This is a genomic window from Candidatus Bathyarchaeota archaeon A05DMB-5, from assembly GCA_019685655.1.
Lineage (GTDB): Archaea > Thermoproteota > Bathyarchaeia > Bathyarchaeales > Bathycorpusculaceae > DSLH01.
Genome location: JABFQP010000001.1, coordinates 288,644 through 309,818 on the forward strand (window position 1 = coordinate 288,644; position 21,175 = coordinate 309,818).

The following is a 21,175-nucleotide window of genomic DNA, read 5'->3' on the forward strand; positions in this document are numbered from 1 at the left end:
TTTCAGAAGCAAGGTTGATTATTCAAGAGACACTTTATAAGTGTTAAGTAAACGCTGACTATCGCTTCATGCAAATCTGTCTTTAGTGCTTTTCTCAAAACTTTTTCTCTGATAATTTCCGACAAATTGCCACTCTCCAGTCTTTTCTTTATTATCGGAAGATACTTCTTCTCTTCATCTGTTGCATTTTCCCAAGCAACATTCAAAAAATGTTCACAAACATGACGGGCAGTATTTCCATGAGGATGTAAAACGCGTGCTTCTAATCCCTTATGGATTATTGAGTTGAAATCTTTCACTAACATTTCGTGAGGCAAAAGCGCAGTTTCTCCGTCGTTTAATAATCCTCTTAGTAAAGCTCTTACAAAACAGCTCAAAGCTACGTCTGATTTAACACATTCTTGCTCGTCCATCACGCGTATTTCAAAGGCTCTTCTGTCAAATCGGAAAATTACTCCGCGAGAGTTAACCCAGTCTTGATAAGGAAGACACTCGTTCACGCCAGCCTTAACAAGGTCCAAAGAATATTTACCAATAATCTCTTCTTTGTAGTGCTTAAACGAAGAAACATATTCTGGCACTACATCGCCAGTTATGGAGGGCACTTCTTTTTGGTTCAACATGTAGAAAAGCAATCGGTTGTCAATGTATTCCCCTAAATGTCCCTCAAATAGAGGCGAAGATGCGCAAATGGCAGGCAAGTAAGCGCAGGTTTCCGCAAGCAAATTATGCATCAGGACTGCTTCTTTTTCGCGAGAATATGGCAAGTTCAGCTGAAAACTTTGAATGTTAAGCCACCCGTGTTGTTTGAGATTGAAAACTTTGCTGTAAACTTGATAAATCTGCCTGTGACGATGGGGCCAAATTCCCGTGTCTTCGAGTTTTAGTAGTGGGTGCATGCCGGTTCCGAGAAGGCTTGCTTTGTATTTTCTTTCTAAAAAATCAGCTATTGTGAGAACTGCTTTATGCATGTTTTCTTCAAATTCTATGGGTGACTTGAAAGGTTTGTTAGGTTTTATTTCCATTACGTGTAATTGAAGTTCTTTGCCAAAAGTGAAGTTTGGTTGTTCTACGAAGTTTACGATACGTCCGCGGAAATCTTTTATGATTTTGTCAACGATTGGCAGTGCTTTGAGTTCTTCGTTTACTATGGAAAATTCATGTTCTGGTCCGAGAACCTCTAAAGCTTTGTACGTGGTTGTTCCCTTTTTTAATTCTACTTGTTTCTGGAATATGATATAAAAATTACAGTTAATTTTAAATAGTCTGAAGCAAATACCGCTTTTTCACTCATCTGGTGCTTAATGCGTGTTGGTCGTCTCAAACATCGACCTAACCACAGATTTGCCTACAATGAAGCCGTCAACGTTCCTTGAATCGTCAATTAAAGATTTTACTCTCAACATTAACAATGATTACCGCTATTTGAAAACTGGATATTACGTGTCTTTGCACGCGGAAATTCTAGGCAACTCGGTGATTCCAACAAGCGAAAACTTGGTTGACGCTTACAGAACGCCAATTCTGCTGCTTCGCGCTTCAAAAGCGGGCATTCCAACCGTACCTTACATAGTAACTGGTTCAGTGAAGCAGATAATGGCTGAAATCGGTTTTCCAACTGTTCTTTTCGCAGTAAACCCATTTTCATACGATGGTTTCAGAATCGCAAAAAACAGAAGCGCCCTTTACAGAGCAGTAAAAAGTTTAGAAATGAATTACAAGTTTCCTGTTTGCGCGCAACCTCTCCAAGGCGAGGTGATATCGTTTAAGTCCATTTTCGGAAAATGTGAAATGGATGGAAAAATAAGAGAAATTTCGGAGATGGTATACGAGGTCTTCGGAATTCCGCTTTGTAAACTGCATGCTCAACGTGCGGAAGAAGAAGCTTACTTGTGCGGGCTTCAACCATTAAGAAAAGAGGAACTCTTACCAAAGGACTTGAAAGTAATTAGCGAAGAAATTTGGCAAATTTCTAAGAATGGTGAACATCGGATTGGCTAACATCGCCTGTTTTGTCGAGAAATATAATTTTACAGACCCAAAAGAAGCCAAAGCGCTCGAGAATTTCAAGTTTACAGCGGAAAAACTGGGTCACAATTTCAATTTCATGTTTCGAGAGAATCTTCTGGAAATTCCAAAGTACGACGCTGTTTTTATTAGAGCAACGACAGACCCGCTTTTTACTGCATACATAGTTTCCAAGACCGCTTGGGAGACTGGCTTAAAAGTTGTCGACGACCCAAAATCGATACAAATCTGCGGAAACAAAATTCACCTTTATTCACTCTTTGAGAAGTACGATGTCCCACGCATCCCAACAATCATCATCAACAAAGACGACTTCCACCACAAACGCATATTAGAAATCTTCAGAACATTCGGAAGACCAGTCGTAGTCAAAGCGCCATACACGAGCTTCTCAAGATACGTGGAAAAAGTCGCCTGCGAAACAAGTTTCCGTGAAGTTGCAAAAAGATTTTTCAGAAAATCCGATGTTTTGGCTGTGCAAAAGTTTACGCCAACCGCTTTTGACTGGAGAGTCGGCGTGTTAAACGGCGAGGTTTTATATGTTTGCAAATACATGGTGCCGAAAGGAAGATGGAAACACGGCGCCAAACGCCGCGGTAAGCCCAGTTTTGTTTGGGGTAGAACCGTATCGCTTAAAAAAGAAAACGCGCCGGCTAAATTGAAAGAGACAGCGCTTAAAGCATGTGCGGTTGTTGGAAATGGACTTTATGGAGTGGACATCAAAGAGGTTGATGGCAACTATCTTGTGGTAGAGGTTAACGACAACCCAAGCATATATGCGGGACAAGAAGACTTGCGAAACAAGGATGTGTACGAGAAAATAATAAAATACTTAATAGACTAGAGTATGGGCGAATAATTTGCATCCAGATTTTCAGAAAATTTTCGCTGCGCCTGGTTCCCTCAAGCCTTTAAAATATGATGGAACAAGGTACGGTGTCCAGTGGAAAGACGGTGTTCTCAAAACAGCTGATGGGCTGGTACTCTTCCCTGTGCGAGAGGGCATTCCAGATTTTGTTCCCACCTCTGTTCCAGCGTGGAGCGAAAAGGACATTGACGAGATTAGAAAAGGTGACTGGATTAGACGCAATTGGGAGAGCCAAATAGAGCGAATGCAAACTAATCTTAAGCACAAAGAATTTTGCAAAAACATTGCAGAATATAACGGTTTAATTCTTGATGTCGCCTCGGGACCAGGCGGCGGAAACATGCCTGGAATCGTTTACATCAACTCGGAAGCCAAAGTATTAATGAGCGATTTAAGCGCTAAAGTGCTTCACGAGTGGCAGTTATACTTGAAAACGCATGATTTAGGCGTTAACGTGAGCTTTGCCGCTTTCGATGCCACCAACATGCCAATACACTCCAATTCATTTGATATAGTCACTAGCTATGGAGGGTTCAGCAACATTCCAAACACGGACAAAGCCTTGGTCGAAACTTATCGGATATTAAAGAAGAGAGGTTTATTATATGTCTGTGAAGGGAAGATAACACAAGAAAGTTTTTCAAAACTTCCGAAAAATGTGCAGATTAAATGGAGAGAGAAAATTTCGCACCTAAAGACCAACTATGAAGAGTTAATAAAAAAAGCCGGATTTTCCATTACAAGCTACTTTGAAAATGCCGAAAAAGCATTGAGTCCCGATGAAGCTGATCTTCCTGCAATGGCAGCGAAATACGGAGTAATATTGTATTATGTGAATTGCTATATCTGTGCAGAGAAAAAATAACTTATTTATTAGGTCATGCGTTGTCGACAGCTATTTATCTTATCATTCACAATTTGTTGTGGCAACAAGGGATAATATATGTCGCTGAAAAATAGTGTTGAAGATTACGAATTTTCGGAGAGAATGACTGTTGATGCTCTTGTCAAGCAGATGGAGAGGGCGTGGGGTTTTACCGCTGGGAAACTGGCTGTTGGCGTGGAAATTCTGGAACGCATGGTTAGGATGCGTGAGTGTGTGAAGTTTCTTTCTTTCACTGGAAATCTTGTAGCCACAGGAACTAGGGGAGTTTTCAAAGAGTTTGCGAAAAATAAGCTCGTCGACGTTATAGTTACTACTTGCGGAGCCCTTGACCATGACATTGCTAGGTGCTGGAAAAACTACTACAAGGGTTCGTTCGTTATGAACGACGCTGAACTCCGTAGGAAGGGCATGAACCGTTTAGGAAACGTGCTTGTCCCAAACGAAAGCTACGGCGTAGTAATCGAAGAGAAAATGCAGAAGATGCTTCAGAGTTTATGGAAGGAAGGCGTAAAAGAACTCTCATCCAGTCAGTTGTGCCATGAAATTGGAGAAAGAATCTGCAACGAAAGCTCCATTCTCTATTGGGCAGCAAAAAACAAAATACCAGTCTACGTGCCAGGCATAACAGACGGCGCCGTAGGCTATCAACTGTGGCTTTTCTCTCAAGACCACAACTTCAAAATCAACCTATTAAAAGATTCAAGCGAACTCAGCGACATCGTTTACGAAGCGAAAAAAACCGGCGCACTAATAGTAGGCGGAGGCATCTCGAAACATCATACGCTTTGGTGGAACCAGTTCAGAGAAGGCTTAGACTACGCGGTTTACATAAGCACAGCCGACGAGTGGGACGGAAGCCTCTCCGGAGCCAGACCGAGAGAAGCTGTTTCATGGGGAAAAATAAGCGCAAAAGCAAAACGCATAATGATTGAGGGCGACGCTTCGCTTATACTGCCAATAATGATTAGCTCGCTGATAAATAGATTAAAGAAAAGTCCTATACGACTTGGCTGAAAAGCCACGAAAGGTCCGGCGCTTTCCTTTTAGCTTTCACTCTTTCATTTAACGCATGCGTTATGAGTGGCAAAGCGATTGTTGCGTCGCAGTAGCAGACGGCTTTTTTTCCTTCACTGTGGATTTTGCCCCAACTAACTGCTTCTTCTAAGGTGCAGCCGGACAAGCCACCCCATTGAGGTGAGTCGGTTGTGATTTGTATTGCGTATTTGTGCGGGTAATAGTATTCTTGGACGCTTTTGCGTTTGAAACCTTCCCTTCCAGGCACACCCTTGTCCATGGTTTTCGGCGAGACAGATATTGCAATTAGTTGCGTGAAGTCTTTGGGTACGCCTCCGCCTATGTAGACGACTCCTATATCTTTTGTTTTTTCACCTATGCCCACAAACTGGTCGAACTCTTTAACTGAATCTACTACGATTGGGTGTCCCATGTTTTTAGCCATTAAGAAGGCTTCGCCGTAAGCGCTGTCGGAAATTGCAGGACAGAAAATTGGCACGTTATTTTCCGCCGCCACTGCAGCTATGCTTTTTATTCCTTTTTTGCTGAGCCACTTGCCGAACAAGTAAAGAAGCTCCATAGAAGAGTATGTGAAGTCCATTCGCAACGTTAACAGAAAATCAGTCATCAACTCTTCCATTTTCCTGTAATCAGATTCCTTGCCAAACACGTCATAATACCTGTTTATGTCAGCCTTTAGAAGCGCCTCATCGTTCACCATGTGGCTTCCCTGCCAATATCCAAAACCCATAGCATCCACAATGTCCTCAGAAACATTTGCGCCTGTAGAAACGAGAACGTCGATGAAGCGGTTTTCCATAAGCCAGTTGACTATTTTCCACTGTCCAGCCGTGCTCATCGAACCTGAAAAGCCCATGATAATTGTTAAGTTCTTTTCTTTCAGCATGGCTTCCCAAACTTCCACAGCTTCTCCAAGTTTTCTTCCTTGATAGGCTGTTCTGCTCATCTCCGCCAAAAGCTGAGAAATGCTTTTTTCTTTTACTTCTATGGCTTCAACTTTTCTCTTAAAATACTCATCAATCATGACTATGCACCGCCCGTTTATGATATAGCGACTAGTATATGAGTTTTTATTATGCTAAACGTGGAAAAGCATAGAAGTTAAATGTGATTCTATTGTAGTCTAACGCTGGATGTGTGAACTTAATTGAGGATTTCAAAGGAAGAATTAGCCAAAATGATAGATTCCACAAACGTGAAGGCAACAGCTACAAAAAGCGAAATTGAAAAGCTATGCAGAGAAGCCGCAGAATATGGTTTTCGCTGCGCAGTTGTCAACCCATTTTACGTGAAACTTGCCGCTTCAATCCTTAAAGGCTCAAGCGTCAAGGTCTGCTCAACTGTCGGGTTCCCAGTCGGCGTTTCACTGCCAGAAATAAAAGCTTTGGAGGCAGTTAAAGCAGTTGAAGATGGTGCAGAAGAGTTAGACATGGTCATCAATTTGAACGCAATGAAATCTGGCGATTACGAGGCTGTGAAGCGAGATATTGCAGCGGTTGTAGACGTTAAACGGCTGTCTGAAGACATCATTGTCAAAGTCATAATAGAAACCACTTTTCTAACCAGAGACGAGAAAATAATTGCGTGTAAACTCGCTAAAGAAGCGGGAGCGGATTTCGTGAAGACGTCAACGGGCTTGTTTGGTAAAGGTGCAACAACAGAAGATGTAAGGTTGATGCGACAGACTGTTGGCAAACACATGGGCGTTAAAGCAGCGGGCGGAATAAGAACATATGCCGACGCAATCGCCATGATAGAAGCTGGCGCAAACAGAATAGGAACAAGCACGGCATTGCAAATAATTCAAGGAGTGCCGTAAACGAAGCTACATTTTCTCCGGCGCCTTAATCCCAATTAAGTTGAGAGCATTTCTCAACACAATTCTGACAGCATCCGTTAAGGCTAGTCTTGCGTCGCTGAGCCCTTTCGGTTGAGCTTTTATCACGGGAAACGCGTTGTAGAAAGTGTTGAATTTATCCGCTAAAGCGTTAGCGAAGTCAGCAATCATGTTTGGCTTGAGATATTCTGATGCTTCGATGAAAGTGTCTGGAAAACTTGCAAGTGACAAGACTATTTCGTGTTCAAGTGGCTCTTTCAGTAGCTTGTAGTCTGGTTTTTCAGGTTTTCTTTCGGCTTTGCGTAGGATGCTGCATGCTCTTGCGTGTGTGTACTGAATGTAGGGTGCGCTGTTTTTTTCGAAGTTCAGTACGCGGTCCCACGTGAACACGACGGGTTTGGAAGGGTCAACTTCAACCAGCGCGTAGCGGACAGCGCCTATGCCAACAAACTCTGCAATGTCTCTTTTTTCTTTTTCAGACAATCGTGGAGAGCGCTTCGAAACTTCTTCGTAAGCGCGTTCCACTGCTTCGTTCATTACTTCGTCAAACATTATGTAGTGTCCTCTTCGACTGCTCATCTTGTAACCGGGCAAAGAAACGAGATTATAGGCGAAGTGTACTAGATTTTCAGCATGCTTGCCATAGCCTATGGCGTGCAACGCGATTTTCAGTTGTAATTGAGCGAGAGTTTGCTCCATTCCTATAACGTTAATGTATTTGTCTGCTCGTTCAAACTTCCACAAAGTGTAGGCGATGTCCCGCGTCGTGTACAATGTTGTGCCATCCGCACGCACAAGCGTCAGAGGCGGAATTTCGTAATCTTCTCTCAAGCAAAGCTTAGCCTTCAAACCATAGTTTCTCGCAACTTTATCTGCATCAAATTCCAGAACCCCGCCCAAAGTGAAAACGTATGATGTAGTTTTTAGTCTTTGAATAACCTCGGAAACTTTGCCGTTCCATACGTAATCGCTTTCCCAATCCCACGAATCAAAGATAACGCCAGCACGGCTGAGGGTTTCAGTAAACCCTCGTATGCAGAGCTCAACAACTTCTCTCACGAGCTTTTTTGCTTTTTCTTCTCCCGTCTCGTAGGCTCTGTTTAGCCTTCCAATCTCGCTTTCTGGGTCTGCGTCTTTGCTTATTTTCTCTAGGAGTTTCTCGAAAAGGTCTGGATGTTTCTCTTTTAGCTCAACAGCCACAGCCATCCATTCGTCCAATTCACGGTTGATTTTGGCAATTTCTTTCGTGGCTGAAACCGTTTTTGCGCGGTCTAACTCTCTTTTTAGGCGGTTGATTTCAACTATGCAGCTTGTTATCGTGTAGATTTTGCCGATAAAGTGGTCTGGCTTCTCAGAGGGTTTTGGTTTGCCAAGTTTCTCGTAACCATAAGCCATAACCGCTGTTTGCCGACCAACATCATCAACATAAAAATGACGAAAAACCGTGTGTCCTCTAGCGTTTAGTATGCGAGCGAGCGAATCGCCTAGCATGGGATTTCTGGCGGTTCCAATGTGTATGGGATGGGCTGGGTTTGCGCTTGTGTGTTCCACGATGATTTTTTGTGGTTTTTCGGTTTTGACAAAACCGTAGTCTGCATCAAACTGCATAACTGAGTTAACGGTTAACGCTGAAAACTTTGCAAAATCTACGTGAAAGTTTACGTATCCAGCCCCAGCGGGCTCCACACGTTCAGTTAAGTCTAATTTGGATTTTTTAATAGTTTTAGTTAGCAATTTAGCTACGTCGAGTGGATTTTTGCCGATTTTCTTGGCAAGCTCAAAACATACAGAAGACGCAAGCTGTCCATACTCTGGAACTGGCGGTCTTTCAAAAGTTAACTCGGGCATTTGGATTTCTGGAAAAGCTTTCTTAAAAGCCTCTGCTAGGATTTTCTCGCATTCGCTGCGAAATTCGGCAAAGGGATTCGCTGAAGTCATCGCATGTTAGCCTCAATCGCCAAAGAGTTTCTCATCATTTAAAGGGATGAGGTTATATTTTAATTTGAAAATCAATTAGCTTGTCAGCTGTGGAAATATGCGAACTAAAATCATCTTTTCCGAAAAATGCTTAGGGTACGGGCATTATCATATTGAAGGGCCGGAGAGAGTTAGGAAGGCCGCGGAGATTTTGAAAAATCTCGGATATGAGTTTTTGGAGCCTGAACCCGCCAGTGAGGATGATTTGCTGCGTGCGCATGATGCGGATTATGTTTGGGGTGTTAGGAAAGGTTTGGTTGCTGACGGAGACACTCCAGCTTATGACAATATTTTTGAGTTCGCTCGATTATCGGCTGGTGGAGCAATACTGGCAGCTAAAGTTGGCGGTTTCTCGATTATGCGTCCGCCTGGACACCATGCCGGCGTGAACGGCGCAGCCTTAGGCGCTTACACTCGAGGATTCTGCTACTTCAACAACATCGCAATTGCAGTAAAACACCTAAACAAGCCAACGCTGATTCTGGACATAGACGGACACCACGGCAATGGCACGCAAGAGATTTTCTTAGGCAACGAAAAAGTCACCTACATTTCCCTACACAGACACCCAAATTATCCGGGCACAGGCATTTTCCATGAAGGAAACTGCTTGAATTTTCCGTTGCCGCCGGACTGTGGAGACGAAGCGCATATAGCAACGCTTGATAAGGCGTTGAGTTCGGTTGATTTGGAACGGTTTGAAGTGGTTGCGGTTTCCGCTGGGTTTGACACTCACACGGGAGATTTAGCGAGTCTTGGGCTTACAGAGAAAGCCTACAGAGAGATTGGAAAAAGAATTGCCAAGCTAGGAAGGCACACATTTTTTGTGTTGGAAGGCGGATACAATGGAGAAAACGTGGGAAACGATATAAACGCGCTGTTAAAGGCTTATGAAAGTTCAATTTAGCGTCAAGCAATTATTTGGCGCTATTTTTACTTGTTTTTCGGTTCTTTTTGTGTGCTTCATACGCGGTTATTATGGCTACTGCTGTGAGGATTATAGTTGCGGCTGCCACATTTCTCGTAGTTATAGGCTCATTTGCCAGCGCCCAACCAAGAAACATCGCCACAATCGGGTTTACATAAGCGTATGTCGAAACCTTCGCCGGCGTAGTCACCTTCAACAGCCAAATGTAACAAGTAAATGCAACAAGCGCGCCAAACACGACGAGATAAATCCAGCTAACCAGCGAACGCATGGAAATCAAATCCAGTCTTACACGGCTCAGCTCGCCAGTTGCTAAACTTACCAAAAACAACAACAATCCACCCGCAACCATTTCCAACGCGGTGGCTAACAACTGTGACCTTGGTTGTTTGGCAGAACGCGAATACAATGAACCATTGGCCCACAAGAAAGTACCAAACACGATAATTCCAGCTCCAGCAAGGTCAACGCTACTAGCGCCTAAACTTTCTACTCCACCAACAAGCAAGATAACGCCGACAAAACCCAAAACTACTCCACCAACAACCTTAACGTTTGGCTTATGCTTGTTCCACATCCAGTCCAGAAAAACCATCCATAAAGGCACAGTACCGACCAACAAACATGCCAAACCAGAAGGCACCCACTGTTCAGCCCACACAACAGCACCATGCCCACCCAACAACATTAACCCGCTCAAAACAAAAGCACGACTCCAATCACCCTTAGTTTCGCCTTCCACACCACGCAATCGAGCAAAAATATACAAAATCGCTCCCGCAACCAAAAACCGTGTCCCAGCCATGAAGAACGGCGGCAACGACTCAATAACAAACCTAATCGCTAGGTAAGTCGAACCCCAAATAAGATAAACTGCCAAAAAAGCCGTTACCACCTTAATCTTCAAATCAGCTGCAACCCCACATTAAGAAACAAACAATTACTATTTGCAAAGATTTAGTGTTTTTGCCGTCACACAGACCAAAAATAAACATAAATAAATGTTCAACGGGCCCGCGGGGATTTGAACCCCGGTTCTCCGGCTCCGGAGGCCGGCGCCTTTATCCGTACTGGGCTACGGGCCCCTAGCTTATCTGCAGAACAATGTATGGGCAACACAAATTAATTGTTGCTGTACTGCCCCAAGCATATCAAGTCTAAACTCTAATTCAACCTATTTATAAGGGGGGCTATAACCTGTAAGCACAGCTATTACAACAACACTCAAACATTAAGCTTCCATTAACTCTTCATTTATCCACCATGCTTTCTTCTTACCCGATTTCTCGCCCGGATAAAACACTATGATAGATTTTCCAAGCTGCTGTTTAGACGCTTTCTGCATTCTTTTCAGCCTATTCAAAACAAACCACCTGTTTGCCTTCAAATATTCCGCCAATTCAGGAGTTGTCGCACCCTTATAATGAATAAGGTAATCCACTATTTTGTGGTCTGTTTCATCAATACAAAATGTGTGAGGATTTGCTGCGCCACGCTCATGCGTAAGCAACTCTAAATCAGCAAGATACCTTCTTATCTCAGAAAATTCCTTCTCCACTTTATCCATTCGTTGCTCCAACTCCAAAAGCTTGTCAGGCTTAGGAGTTTTCTGCAACTTCTCCAAAATAGCATCACGAATAAAATCGCTTCTCTCACCTTCTGGAACCCGCAAAAGCATCTCCTTGTAAACTTCTTCAGGTATCTTGAAAGAAACAACCCTCAACTTTTCCATCAAAGATTTCCCACCACATTAGTATAAACAATCCTTTAGTTTTATGTTTCTTTTGCTAACTTCCCTTTCGGAAGTCTTTTAAAACCTACAACCCCTAACTTCTAAACTGGAGCATAGATTGAGTGGTGCTTCATGCCACAAAAAACCACAATCTCCCTAATCAAATGTGACGTGGGCTCACTAGCTGGTCACCACATCGTTCCTAAACCCCTTCTCAACATCGCAGAAAAAAACCTCAAAAAAGCAAAAGAAGAAGGCTTGATAAACAGTTACTACGTATTCAACGTTGGAGACGACCTACAACTACTCATGGTACACGAAAACGGAGAAGCAAACACAAACATCCACAAACTCGCTTGGGACACATTCCAAGAAACCGCAAATAAAGCATTAGAACTGAAACTTTACGGTGCTGGGCAAGACCTCCTCAAAACAGCCTTCAGCGGAAACATCCGCGGGATGGGTCCAGGCTTTGCAGAAATGGAAATAGAAGAAAGAGGTTCAGACCCGATCGTGGTATTAGCAGCAGACAAAACTTCAGGTGGAGCATTCAACTATCCACTTTTCCGCATATTCGCCGACCCAATGAACACTGCTGGACTAGTAATCGACCCAAACATGAATGGCGGCTTCAAATTCGAAGTGTTAGACACCATAGAAAACACAAAAGTCGCACTAAAATGCCCAGAAGAAATGTACGAATTAATCGCCCTAATAGGAACAGTACAACGATACATGATTTCACGTGTTTGGCGAGCCAGAGACAACCTAATATGCGCTGTAGGCAGCGTAACCAGACTTTCGCAAATAGCAGGCAAATACATCGGAAAAGACGACCCAGTCATGGTCATACGCGCACAACATGGATTACCAGCAGTAGGCGAAATACTTGTGCCCTTCATGCACAGCTACCTCGTTGAAGGATGGATGCGCGGAAGCCATTGGGGACCCATAATGCCAGTGGGACTGAAAGACGCCAAATGCACAGCTTTTGACGGACCGCCAAGAATCGTTGCATTGGGCTTTCAAATCGCGAACGGTAAAATTGCAAGCGACGACAACGGAAAACCCATGATTGCGGACCTATTCGACGACGTTGCATTTGCCCTAGCAAGACGTGAAGCATTAGAGTATGCAGCTATGCTTAGGCGCATGGGAGAATTTGAACCAGCACGTTTAGGTCCCGAAGAAATGGAATACACAACTTTACAGCAAACTCTAGAAAAACTCAAGGAACGCTTCGAATCAGCTTAGAACTTACAAAGAATTAGTTGATTGCAGCCGCTTTTTTCCTTATCCTAGCTAACTCTTCGCATCGATTTTTCACAATTTCGTAAAGCTTCTGGCGTAGTTCTTCTCCAAAAAATTTGTGCTCTTTTATGAGCAAGGTCTTTCGTGCCAATTCAATGTCGCCTAGCCCCATAAACCACGCTTCGAAATCTCCACGGTTGACGTGAAATTCTATTGAAGCCGGGTCAACCTTCACGATTTTGTCGCAGAAGTCTTGAAGACTAGCCGCGTGAATGTTTAAGGGTTTTCCAATGTCAACGTAAAAGTGAAATGATCTTTCTATTGGTAGGTAAGTTAGAATTTCTGCAGCTTTTCCGTTATCTATTTCTGGGAAACCAAGCATTTTCTTGCCTTTTTCTGTTAGGACATAAACGCCTTTTTCTGGCGATTCCAAATATCCCATGCGTGTTAACCCTATCAAGTGCATCATGACTTGACGAAGAGCCAATCCCGTTTCTTTAGCTATTTCATTGGTCTTTGTGGGTTTGTCAAGCATCCACATGGTTTCAATAATTAACCGTTTAATGGGTGAAATGCTCATTTCGTTGCACTCCACTTAATATGTTTATATGTGCCTTATAGACTTTTCAAATTTTTCCCTACCCTTTATTGCTTGAACTCGTTGTTCTGCGTTGATTTGCAAGCAACTCTTTAAACAACAATTCAAAATTATTAGACTGTGGACAAAGAAGTGCGAGGAAATAAATGTTGACAGAATGGAATGAGATATTGCGTGAAGAATGGTATAGTCGAGAAGAACCTGACGAAATTGTTGTTAATTTTGCAAATTCGCTCAAAAAGAAAAGACAAGTAATACGAGTATTAGATTTAGGATGTGGCGCAGGAAGACATCTAGTTTTTCTGTCAAAACAAAGATTTGAAGCTCACGGCGTAGACGTTTCGGAAACAGGCTTAACCTTAACTAAAGAAAAATTGAGAAGACAAAATTTAGAAGTTTACCTTGCAAAGTGTGATATGAAAAATCTGCCTCATGTAAACTCATGCTTTGACGCGGTAGTTTGCCTTCATACTATTTATCACCAAAGACTAGAGGGCATTCAAAAAACAATATTTGAAATTCAAAGAATATTGCGGCAAGAAGGATTATTGTTGATAAATTTTCTTTCTAAAAGGACTTATAGTTATGGAAAAGGCATTGAAATTGAAGAAAATACGTTTACAGAGCAGAGTGGTGTCGAAGCGGGTGTTCTTCACCATTTCACTGACGAAAAAGAAATACGATATCTTTTCAAAAACTTCAAAATTCTTAACTTGCAATTAGTCGAGAAAACAGTTGAAGGCAAACTTCGCAGCCGCTGGATACTAACAGCAAAGACATAAGCATCCAGATTTGTAATCAAGGTATTATTGATGTGTCAAGCTTAAAGCAAACATCAGCATCTAGGAAAGTAAATAAGCAATGCCCTCATTAAGCAATACCTTACTATCAAGATAAAAGAGGACCATAAAATGAAAATGGCTGTGCTTGTATACGAGTACCCGCCAAAAATCGTTGGCGGTTTAGGAACATACGCCGCTGAAATTACGCGAAAGTTTGTCTTAATGGACCATGACGTGACAGTCTTCACAATGAATGACGATGTTGGCAGCTTACCGACCAGAGAGATTTGGAGAGGCATAGAAATCCACCGTCCATTACACATCGACATATCTGATTCACTGCCAGACGTGCTTGCGGAAGACGTTAGAAAATGGGGTAGAGGAATTCAGCTTTTCTCAAAGATTCTTGTTTACAATTATCTAAGCGCGTCAAAACTCGTGAATGAACTAATCAAAAAGGAGAACTTCAAATACGACATTGTAATAGCTCACGACTGGCTTTCAGCAATAAGCGGAATAACTGTAAAAAAAGAAGCAGGATTACCATTCGCATTCCACGTTCACTCCACAGAAAAAGGAAGAACACTTGGAAACGGCTCAGAAGTTGTAAGCAACATTGAGCTTCGCGGCGCTAAAGCTGCCGACCTTATTGTGACGGTTTCATACGCGATGAAAGAGGAGCTCATGAAACTAGGCTTTCCAAAAGACAAAATCCACGTATGCTACAATGGCGTTGACCCTCAAAAATACAATCCAGAAACTGTTAGCGCTGAAGAAGCAAAAAGAATACGGAATTTTTATAGTATAAAAGATGACGAATTAATGATTCTTTTTGTCGGAAGACTTGTAGGCGTCAAAGGCGTTGACAAACTGATAATGGCTATGCCACACGTTCTGCAGAAAAATCCCAAAGCAAAACTGGTCATTTTAGGAGTTGGCGATTTACAAGATTACCTGGTCAATTTGGTCAGAACCATGAGACTGCAAGATTCAGTCAAACTAAACTTTAACTTTGTTTCCGAAGAAGAACGCATTCTACACTATGCAGCATGCGACATGGCAGTTTTTCCAAGCCTTTACGAACCTTTCGGAATAGTTGCTCTTGAAGCAATGAGCATGGAACGCCCAGTAGTCGTAGGCGCCGCTGGAGTTAGCGGAATGCGCGAAATAGTTGTCTGCTGCGGCGAGGAACAATGCGGTTTCCACGTCGACCCTAACAATCCATCAGACATTGCGTGGGGCATAAACAGCACTTTAGAAAATCAAGATAAAAGAAAATGGCTAGGGAAAAACGGCAGAAAAAGAGTTTTAGAAGAGTTCACATGGGACAAAATCGCCGAGAAAACCGTGGAAGCTTACGAGAAAATAATTAAACGTTAAAATTTTTATTGGTGCTACTTTGGACGCTGGCGGCCTTCACTTAAGGAAAAAAGTTGCAAGAGAAGCTGCAACTCTCCTTTACTCGGGAATCGAAAAAGAATACAAGCAAGCTAAGCTGAAAGCTGCAAAAACTTTTGGTGTCCACTTTGTTCCAACCAACTTTGAAGTAGCATTGGAGCTTGACAAAATAGCGGAAGAAAAAGAAGGATTAGCAAGACAAGAACGGCTGATTAGAATGCGGACAGAAGCCTTGAAACTTATGAAGATTCTAGAAGAACACGGTCCTAAACTTGTTGGAAGTGTGTGGCGCGGAACCATCCATCACGAAAGCGATATAGACATAACTGTTTACCATAATGAGCCGAATGATATCATAGAGATTCTGAAAAGAAATGGCTTCCATATCTTACAAACTGAATGGATGGCTGTAACAAAAAAGGGACAAAAGAAAACCTCATTTCACATACATTTAGAATCTCCGACAAAAGAAAAAATCGAAATCATCGTTCGAAATCCAGAAGAAACTCAGCTTAAGGAAAAATGTGAGATATATGGTGACGAGGTTACTGGGCTCCATGTGCGTAAATTAGAGAAACTACTTAAAGAGAACCCTCTGCAAAGATTCATTCCTTTTCTAGACTGAGGAGACTTAAATACAAGGCATATCATAAGATAAATTAAGGTGCAAACTTGGAATTTGACAAAGAACGATTCAAAAGAATGTTTCCTAACTTAGCCAAGGAAATGGAAATCGATGACCATAAAGTTTCAATAAATTCTGTGCGAACAGACACACAGACAGGCGAGAAAGCATCGTCTGGAAGGTTCGTTCATTACATGCCTGATGTAATAGACTTTATTCGGCGGTGCGACACCGAGAAGCAAGCGGAAGAAATAATAGCATACCTGGAAAAGAGAGGCGAAATAAGTAAGCACTATGCTAGGAAGCTTAGGAAACAGCTTAGAGAGAACGGCGTAAGAAGTTTTGGTTCAAAAAAGGAAGAGAATTACTACTTTAAACATGGCGAACTCTAGTAACATAAGTTTTGTAATTTTCTGGCGAAATTTGTTTAAACGTTCATTGCGTTTTTCAATTGTTTTCTTTATAAAAATGGGTAAGTATATACGCAACCAAAGCGGGTAATTCTAAAAGTAAATAAATAGGCTCATCAATAAATAGGAAGCCTAAAAATCTAGAAACCAAGCGGAGGAAACCACTTGAGAAAAACAGCCTTAGTATGCATCGGTTTTTCAGTTGCTATGCTGATTCTTATCTCAGTATCGTTTAACATTAAAACGGTTGAAGCAGCAGATAATGCAAATTATCACATAGATCATGTTGATCATGCTATAGAAGTTATGCGTAACGGCTACATACTCATAAATGACACTATACGGATAGTTGGCAACGCATCTGCTGGAACACCCCTTGACAGTTTTCGCATTGGTTTTCCATACAAATATGGAGCATATGTTCTTCGTTGCGTGGTTTACAACGGTTCTGATATTATAGGCGACGTGAAGCTTGATGTTTCATTAGACAGTCGCATGGGTTTCTACGCTGTTGAGATAGATTTTTTGCAGTCTTTAGATATAAGTAATGGAGTAGAAAATGTTTTTTCAGTTGGGTTTATACTTTCAAACGATCTTCTCAACGCCTCGAGCTCAACAAGATATGTTTTGGACTTTCCAGCATATCCGAGTCTAACAAAAGCCGCTACTAGTTGTAATGTGTCAATGTTCTTTCCAGATAGCCTAGCGAATATAACAATCACAAAAGACGATGGAGCAGTTAATATGTCTACTTATGAAATTGCGCCTCTTCAAGAGTTTACTGCTATGTCTGCAACCGCAGACTTTACATTAACTAGTGATAAACTGCGAGTTTTCAGCGTGAACGAATTAACTCGCGAAGTTACAGTAAACGAGGCTGGCGAAATGAATGGTGCAGACAGTTATTACATAACAAGCAAAGAACCCCAGACGATAGCAGCAATCGAAATAATTTTGCCTGCTAATGCTTCTGTTATAAGTGCACATGACCAGTTTGGAAGAATATTCGCGCAGACACCTACGTTTGTAGGAAGAAAAGGAGTAAACCTTTACAGAATTGCGTTTCCGCTGCCTTTGGAAAGTTACAAGTCTACTAGGTTTACTATAAAGTATTCCTTACCAAGTTTATACATCAACGCGTTAGGTGGCTCCAACGGATTCAATGTTACACTTCCATTGTTTATGCAAATGGACTATTACATTAAAAGCGCATCAGTAAAAGTGAGTTTGCCTGAAGGTGCACGAATACTAAACCTTGAGGGTATCATAGCTACTAACGCTTATAGTTTGACAAGAAACATTTTTCAAGAATCATTAACAATCAATCGTCAAGGTGTTGGCTGTCTTGAAGATCTTTATCCTGCACAAAATATTCTGCAAATATCCTACGAGTATAACCCTTTGTGGTTATCTTTTCGTCCCACATTGTGGGTATTGGCTCTGTCTGTTATTGGATGTGCGATTGCTGTTGTTTGGAGAAGACCTAAAGCCCCAGTTATAGCTGCTGCTCCTGCAATAGCCGTAAAGCTGCGTTCAGAAGACATCAAAACTTTCATAGATACTTATGAAGATAAGCGAAAAACGATTTTAGAAATTGATAATCTTGAGGTTTTGGTAAAGAAGGGAAAAATTCCGAGACGCAGATACAAAGTGCGGAGAAAAACTTTGGAGATGCACCTTGATACTTTGGCTAGAAGTTTGGCTGAAATTAAAGAGAAGATGCGTGCTTTTGGTGGCAAGTTTTCTGATTTGATGCGGCAACTTGAAATTGCAGAAACTGAAATTAACGAGGTTGAAGCTAATATCAAAAGCATTGAAGCTCGTCACAGCCGTGGAGAACTTTCGTTGGAAGCGTATCGGAAACTTCTCGCAGATTATCAACGTAGAAAGGAAGCTGCGAACACAACTATTAGCGGAATTCTATTAAGGCTTCGTGAAGAACTTCGTTAATGAACCTAAACACTTTTATTTTACTGCTTAGAATTCAATGAAAATCTAAAAAGAGAGGAATCAGAAATGGTGAAAATAATGGTTGACAACCATAAATGTACTGGATGCGGCACATGCGTTGAAACTTGCCCTGTGGGCGTTTACGAAGTCAAAGATGGAAAATCAGTTCCAGTAAAACCCGAGGAATGCTTGGTCTGCAGAGCATGCGAGGTTCAATGTCCAGAAAGTGCAATTCAAGTTATTGAGTAACTAAAGCTGTTTGAATTCAAACCTTTAATCCAGCTTCCAGAAATTCCTTTGAACTTCTTTGGCTTCTCTTATTATTTTCTCTCCTTGTTTTCTCACACGGTTACTGACCGTTAGCAGCTTATCATTCACAGCGTATTTGGTTCCGCTCATTTTCGCAATGGCTAAGGTGGCAATTTTACCCACAAACTTTCCATAACCACCCTCTAAAACACAAACAAGCTTTCCATCACACATTTCTGACGCCAAATCCACTATTAGCTTATAAGTTTCTTGATAGGACAAGAGCGAAAGCGAAAGATTTCCCACAGGGTCTGTGTAATGCCCATCTAATCCAGCAGATACTAACATGAATTGGGGCTTGTACTGGCGTATTATAGGCGCTACGATTTCTTTTAGAGCCCTTATATATACTTGGTCGCTCGTTTGGAAGGGAAGCGGAATGTTTACGTTGCAGCCTAAGCCTGCGTCTTCTCCAACTTCGTTTATGAATCCTACTCCTGGAAAACTGCGCGGGTCTTGGTGTAGGCTTATGTATATGACTTGGTTGATTTCGTAGAAGGTTTCTTGTGTGCCGTTGCCATGATGCGCGTCTATGTCCAATATGAGAATCCTGTCTAATTTGAATTTTTTAAGTAAGTGTTTAGCGGCTATGGCGACGTTGTTGAAAATACAGAAACCCATTGCGTGAAAGCGTCCAGCGTGGTGTCCCGGAGGACGTACCAAGGCAAACGCGTTTTCAAACCTCTTTTCCATCACAAGGTTGACAGCCGTTAATGCGCCACCAACTGCGTAAAGGGCAACATCAAAACTCTTTGCAGATGCAACTGTATCGCCTGAATCTAGAGCTCCTCCTCCAGCCTTGCAAACCGCTTCAACAAGTTTAACGTAATCTGCATCGTGAACAAGCTGCACATCTGCAACGCGAGCTTTTTCGGGTTCTACAAACTGCCAGTTTTTGCACTTTGAAAGTTTTCCTTTCTTTAGTTCGTTGATTATTGCTCCTAAACGTTTTGCGGATTCCGGGTGTCCAACGCCTGGGTTGTGCTGATAGTATATGGGTGAAAAAACGACTGCTGTTTTGCCCATTTCATTTCATCTTCTTGAAGAGTGTGAAGAATGTTTTCTTTACGTAATCTCTCTCGGATAACCCTTCCTTTTTGGCGAGTTTTTTCAGAGTTTTGCTAACGCCAGACGTGTATTGTATCGCCTTCTTAGGTTTTTCCACTATTGTTCGTGGAAGACCGAGATTTCTGGCGACTTGCCTCAGAACCAGCTTTCGCATCCCATCGTCTGGTAATTTGATTTTCATTTCTAAGGGTAATTCTATGGCAAATTGTGCTATTTGGTAGGTGGCAAAGGGCAAACGTAGTTCTACATTGTGGAAGTTACAGAGTTTAAAGTCTCTCTCAAAGTTGGTTTCATACATTTTAGTAATATCGTTGAACATTGCTCTATATACCATTTCACTTCCACATGTTGAGTAGTCATCGACGTATCGCTTGTATCCACCAAAAAGCTCATCTGCACCTTGACCTGCTAACATTACTTTGAAATTCGCTTTAGCCGCTTTTTCTGCTGCCCAATAAATCGGAATACCTATGCTTGTTTTTACTGGGTCTGGCTCTTCAATTAGCCAAAGAACTTTTGGAAGCGTTTTCTCAACATCCTTCTCACTGAAAAAGTGAACATGAATTGGTAACACAAGCTCTTCTGCTGCTTTTTTTGCATGTTCAGTTTCCGGCTGCTCTTCAAGGCTAACATGTATCAAGTGAACATCTGTCGCAATTTTCTTTGCAAGAAACGCAATTATACTGCTGTCCAATCCTCCTGAAAAAGCCACAGCAACTTCCTTTAGCTCCAAGACTCTTTTCTTTATCGATTGTTGCAGAAACCTTTGCAGTTTTTTGGCGGCAGCTTGAATTGTTAAGTGCCTCGGTTCCGAATATGCAAGCATTTTAACAGACTTAAATTTGAAACCATGCGCATTGATAAACGCCATGTTTCCCGGAGGAAAGGAATTGACATTTTTTATTCCTATTCTCCATAATGCTTTGCGTTCAGAAGCTAAACATGTCAAGTTTGCATTTTGACCGTAATAGAGTGGACGCACGCCCAATATATCTTTGCCAGCAATCAGTTTTTCTTTTTCTGCTATAACAAAAGCGAAGTCGCCTTCCGCCTTCTTGATGCTCTCTTCAGCGGTTTTTTCGTGGTTTTGTCGCAGTTTTTTAGCAAAGTTTTCTGCTGTAACTGCGTAGAGCCTTCCTTCAAAAACCAACGTTGCATTCTCAAGCTTTATTGGTTGCGGCTTGTCTGTTGTGAGAATTCTTGAGAAGACATGTCCAATTATTATAGGCGAATCGAAGTCTCGATTTACTAGTGCTCCAACAGACTTTGCTATTTTCACTTCAGTCGGCGAAGCTATTCCAAAAGTGTCAACGCCTTTGTGTTCCAATACTTTGAGCATGGCAACTACAGTTTCTGCCGCGTTCTCGCCTCTCTTGTTTAGGACTGCTATTAGTGCACCCATGTTGTAGAGCCCTTTGTAACACACAACATTATGCGTTGCTTTCGTAAAACATTAATCCTTAATTGCCCTATCTCTTCGCGGGGGACAGAAA

Annotated in this window: 21 protein-coding genes and 1 tRNA gene; 13 read left to right on the top strand and 9 right to left on the bottom strand. The window is 42.0% G+C overall.

Annotated elements, in window-relative coordinates:
• Window positions 1–2 precede the first annotated feature (2 nt).
• Complete coding sequence (locus HM003_01730) at window positions 3–1,277, bottom strand: hypothetical protein (protein MBX5328062.1); 1,275 nt, start codon at window positions 1,275–1,277, stop codon at window positions 3–5.
• Window positions 1,278–1,308: 31 nt separating this feature from the next.
• Between HM003_01730 and HM003_01735 the strand changes: the two genes are divergently transcribed.
• The 4 genes from HM003_01735 to HM003_01750 all read left to right on the top strand — a co-directional run bounded on the left by HM003_01735 (window position 1,309) and on the right by HM003_01750 (window position 4,796).
• Window positions 1,309–2,001 carry a hypothetical protein gene (locus HM003_01735; GenBank protein MBX5328063.1) on the top strand — a complete coding sequence of 231 codons (693 nt, stop codon included), beginning with the start codon at window positions 1,309–1,311 and terminating at the stop codon, window positions 1,999–2,001.
• Window positions 1,979–2,872 carry a RimK family alpha-L-glutamate ligase gene (locus HM003_01740; protein ID MBX5328064.1) on the top strand — a complete coding sequence of 298 codons (894 nt, stop codon included), beginning with the start codon at window positions 1,979–1,981 and terminating at the stop codon, window positions 2,870–2,872. Before HM003_01735 ends, HM003_01740 begins: the two co-directional genes overlap by 23 nt.
• Window positions 2,873–2,888: 16 nt before the next feature.
• Entirely contained in the window at window positions 2,889–3,761 is an 873-nt protein-coding gene (locus HM003_01745) for a class I SAM-dependent methyltransferase (protein ID MBX5328065.1), read from the top strand.
• A 78-nt stretch (window positions 3,762–3,839) separates the two neighbouring features.
• Window positions 3,840–4,796, top strand: coding sequence for a deoxyhypusine synthase (locus tag HM003_01750; GenBank protein ID MBX5328066.1), 957 nt, complete (start codon window positions 3,840–3,842; stop codon window positions 4,794–4,796).
• Here the strand turns inward: HM003_01750 and HM003_01755 are convergent.
• Window positions 4,780–5,841 carry a deoxyhypusine synthase gene (locus HM003_01755; protein MBX5328067.1) on the bottom strand — a complete coding sequence of 354 codons (1,062 nt, stop codon included), beginning with the start codon at window positions 5,839–5,841 and terminating at the stop codon, window positions 4,780–4,782. The two genes, HM003_01750 and HM003_01755, sit on opposite strands and share 17 nt — an antisense overlap.
• Window positions 5,842–5,970: 129 nt before the next feature.
• Between HM003_01755 and deoC the strand changes: the two genes are divergently transcribed.
• Entirely contained in the window at window positions 5,971–6,636 is a 666-nt protein-coding gene (gene deoC, locus HM003_01760; protein ID MBX5328068.1) for a deoxyribose-phosphate aldolase, read from the top strand.
• 6 nt (window positions 6,637–6,642) lie between these two features.
• On the opposite strand, the gene HM003_01765 is transcribed toward deoC, so the two are convergent.
• Window positions 6,643–8,592 carry an arginine--tRNA ligase gene (locus HM003_01765; protein ID MBX5328069.1) on the bottom strand — a complete coding sequence of 650 codons (1,950 nt, stop codon included), beginning with the start codon at window positions 8,590–8,592 and terminating at the stop codon, window positions 6,643–6,645.
• A gap of 97 nt (window positions 8,593–8,689) precedes the next feature.
• Here HM003_01765 and HM003_01770 point away from each other — a divergent pair, with 97 nt between their 5' ends.
• Window positions 8,690–9,538, top strand: coding sequence for a histone deacetylase (locus HM003_01770; protein MBX5328070.1), 849 nt, complete (start codon window positions 8,690–8,692; stop codon window positions 9,536–9,538).
• A gap of 10 nt (window positions 9,539–9,548) precedes the next feature.
• Here HM003_01770 and HM003_01775 read toward each other — a convergent pair whose 3' ends face one another.
• The 3 genes from HM003_01775 to HM003_01785 form a co-directional block, all read right to left on the bottom strand.
• On the bottom strand, window positions 9,549–10,466 hold the full coding sequence (locus tag HM003_01775; GenBank protein MBX5328071.1) for an EamA family transporter: 918 nt from the start codon (window positions 10,464–10,466) through the stop codon (window positions 9,549–9,551).
• Between the two features lie 102 nt (window positions 10,467–10,568).
• Window positions 10,569–10,644, bottom strand: a tRNA-Arg gene (locus HM003_01780).
• A gap of 146 nt (window positions 10,645–10,790) precedes the next feature.
• A complete protein-coding gene (locus HM003_01785; protein MBX5328072.1) occupies window positions 10,791–11,291 on the bottom strand; it encodes a hypothetical protein in 501 nt (166 codons plus the stop codon).
• A gap of 132 nt (window positions 11,292–11,423) precedes the next feature.
• On the opposite strand from HM003_01785, the gene HM003_01790 reads away from it, so the two are divergent.
• Window positions 11,424–12,545 (top strand): fructose 1,6-bisphosphatase, encoded by a 1,122-nt coding sequence (locus HM003_01790; GenBank protein ID MBX5328073.1) that lies wholly within the window; start codon window positions 11,424–11,426, stop codon window positions 12,543–12,545.
• A 13-nt stretch (window positions 12,546–12,558) separates the two neighbouring features.
• On the opposite strand, the gene HM003_01795 is transcribed toward HM003_01790, so the two are convergent.
• A complete protein-coding gene (locus HM003_01795; GenBank protein MBX5328074.1) occupies window positions 12,559–13,122 on the bottom strand; it encodes a hypothetical protein in 564 nt (187 codons plus the stop codon).
• Window positions 13,123–13,286: 164 nt separating this feature from the next.
• Between HM003_01795 and HM003_01800 the strand changes: the two genes are divergently transcribed.
• From HM003_01800 to HM003_01825, 6 genes are all read left to right on the top strand, one after another.
• A complete protein-coding gene (locus tag HM003_01800) occupies window positions 13,287–13,922 on the top strand; it encodes a class I SAM-dependent methyltransferase (GenBank protein ID MBX5328075.1) in 636 nt (211 codons plus the stop codon).
• Between the two features lie 129 nt (window positions 13,923–14,051).
• Window positions 14,052–15,302, top strand: a complete 1,251-nt coding sequence (locus HM003_01805) for a glycosyltransferase family 4 protein (GenBank protein MBX5328076.1) — start codon at window positions 14,052–14,054, stop codon at window positions 15,300–15,302.
• A gap of 19 nt (window positions 15,303–15,321) precedes the next feature.
• Window positions 15,322–15,945, top strand: coding sequence for a hypothetical protein (locus HM003_01810; protein MBX5328077.1), 624 nt, complete (start codon window positions 15,322–15,324; stop codon window positions 15,943–15,945).
• A 47-nt stretch (window positions 15,946–15,992) separates the two neighbouring features.
• Window positions 15,993–16,337, top strand: coding sequence for a DUF2095 family protein (locus HM003_01815; GenBank protein MBX5328078.1), 345 nt, complete (start codon window positions 15,993–15,995; stop codon window positions 16,335–16,337).
• Between the two features lie 183 nt (window positions 16,338–16,520).
• Complete coding sequence (locus HM003_01820) at window positions 16,521–18,305, top strand: hypothetical protein (protein MBX5328079.1); 1,785 nt, start codon at window positions 16,521–16,523, stop codon at window positions 18,303–18,305.
• Window positions 18,306–18,371: 66 nt separating this feature from the next.
• Window positions 18,372–18,554, top strand: a complete 183-nt coding sequence (locus HM003_01825; protein ID MBX5328080.1) for a 4Fe-4S binding protein — start codon at window positions 18,372–18,374, stop codon at window positions 18,552–18,554.
• Between the two features lie 24 nt (window positions 18,555–18,578).
• Here the strand turns inward: HM003_01825 and HM003_01830 are convergent, their stop codons facing one another.
• Together HM003_01830 and HM003_01835 are read right to left on the bottom strand one after the other, a co-directional pair.
• Window positions 18,579–19,640 carry a histone deacetylase gene (locus tag HM003_01830; GenBank protein ID MBX5328081.1) on the bottom strand — a complete coding sequence of 354 codons (1,062 nt, stop codon included), beginning with the start codon at window positions 19,638–19,640 and terminating at the stop codon, window positions 18,579–18,581.
• Between the two features lies 1 nt (window position 19,641).
• The gene (locus HM003_01835; GenBank protein ID MBX5328082.1) at window positions 19,642–21,084 is read right to left on the bottom strand and encodes an asparagine synthetase B; all 1,443 of its coding nucleotides are present in this window, start codon (window positions 21,082–21,084) and stop codon (window positions 19,642–19,644) included.
• Between the last annotated feature and the right edge of the window lie 91 nt (window positions 21,085–21,175).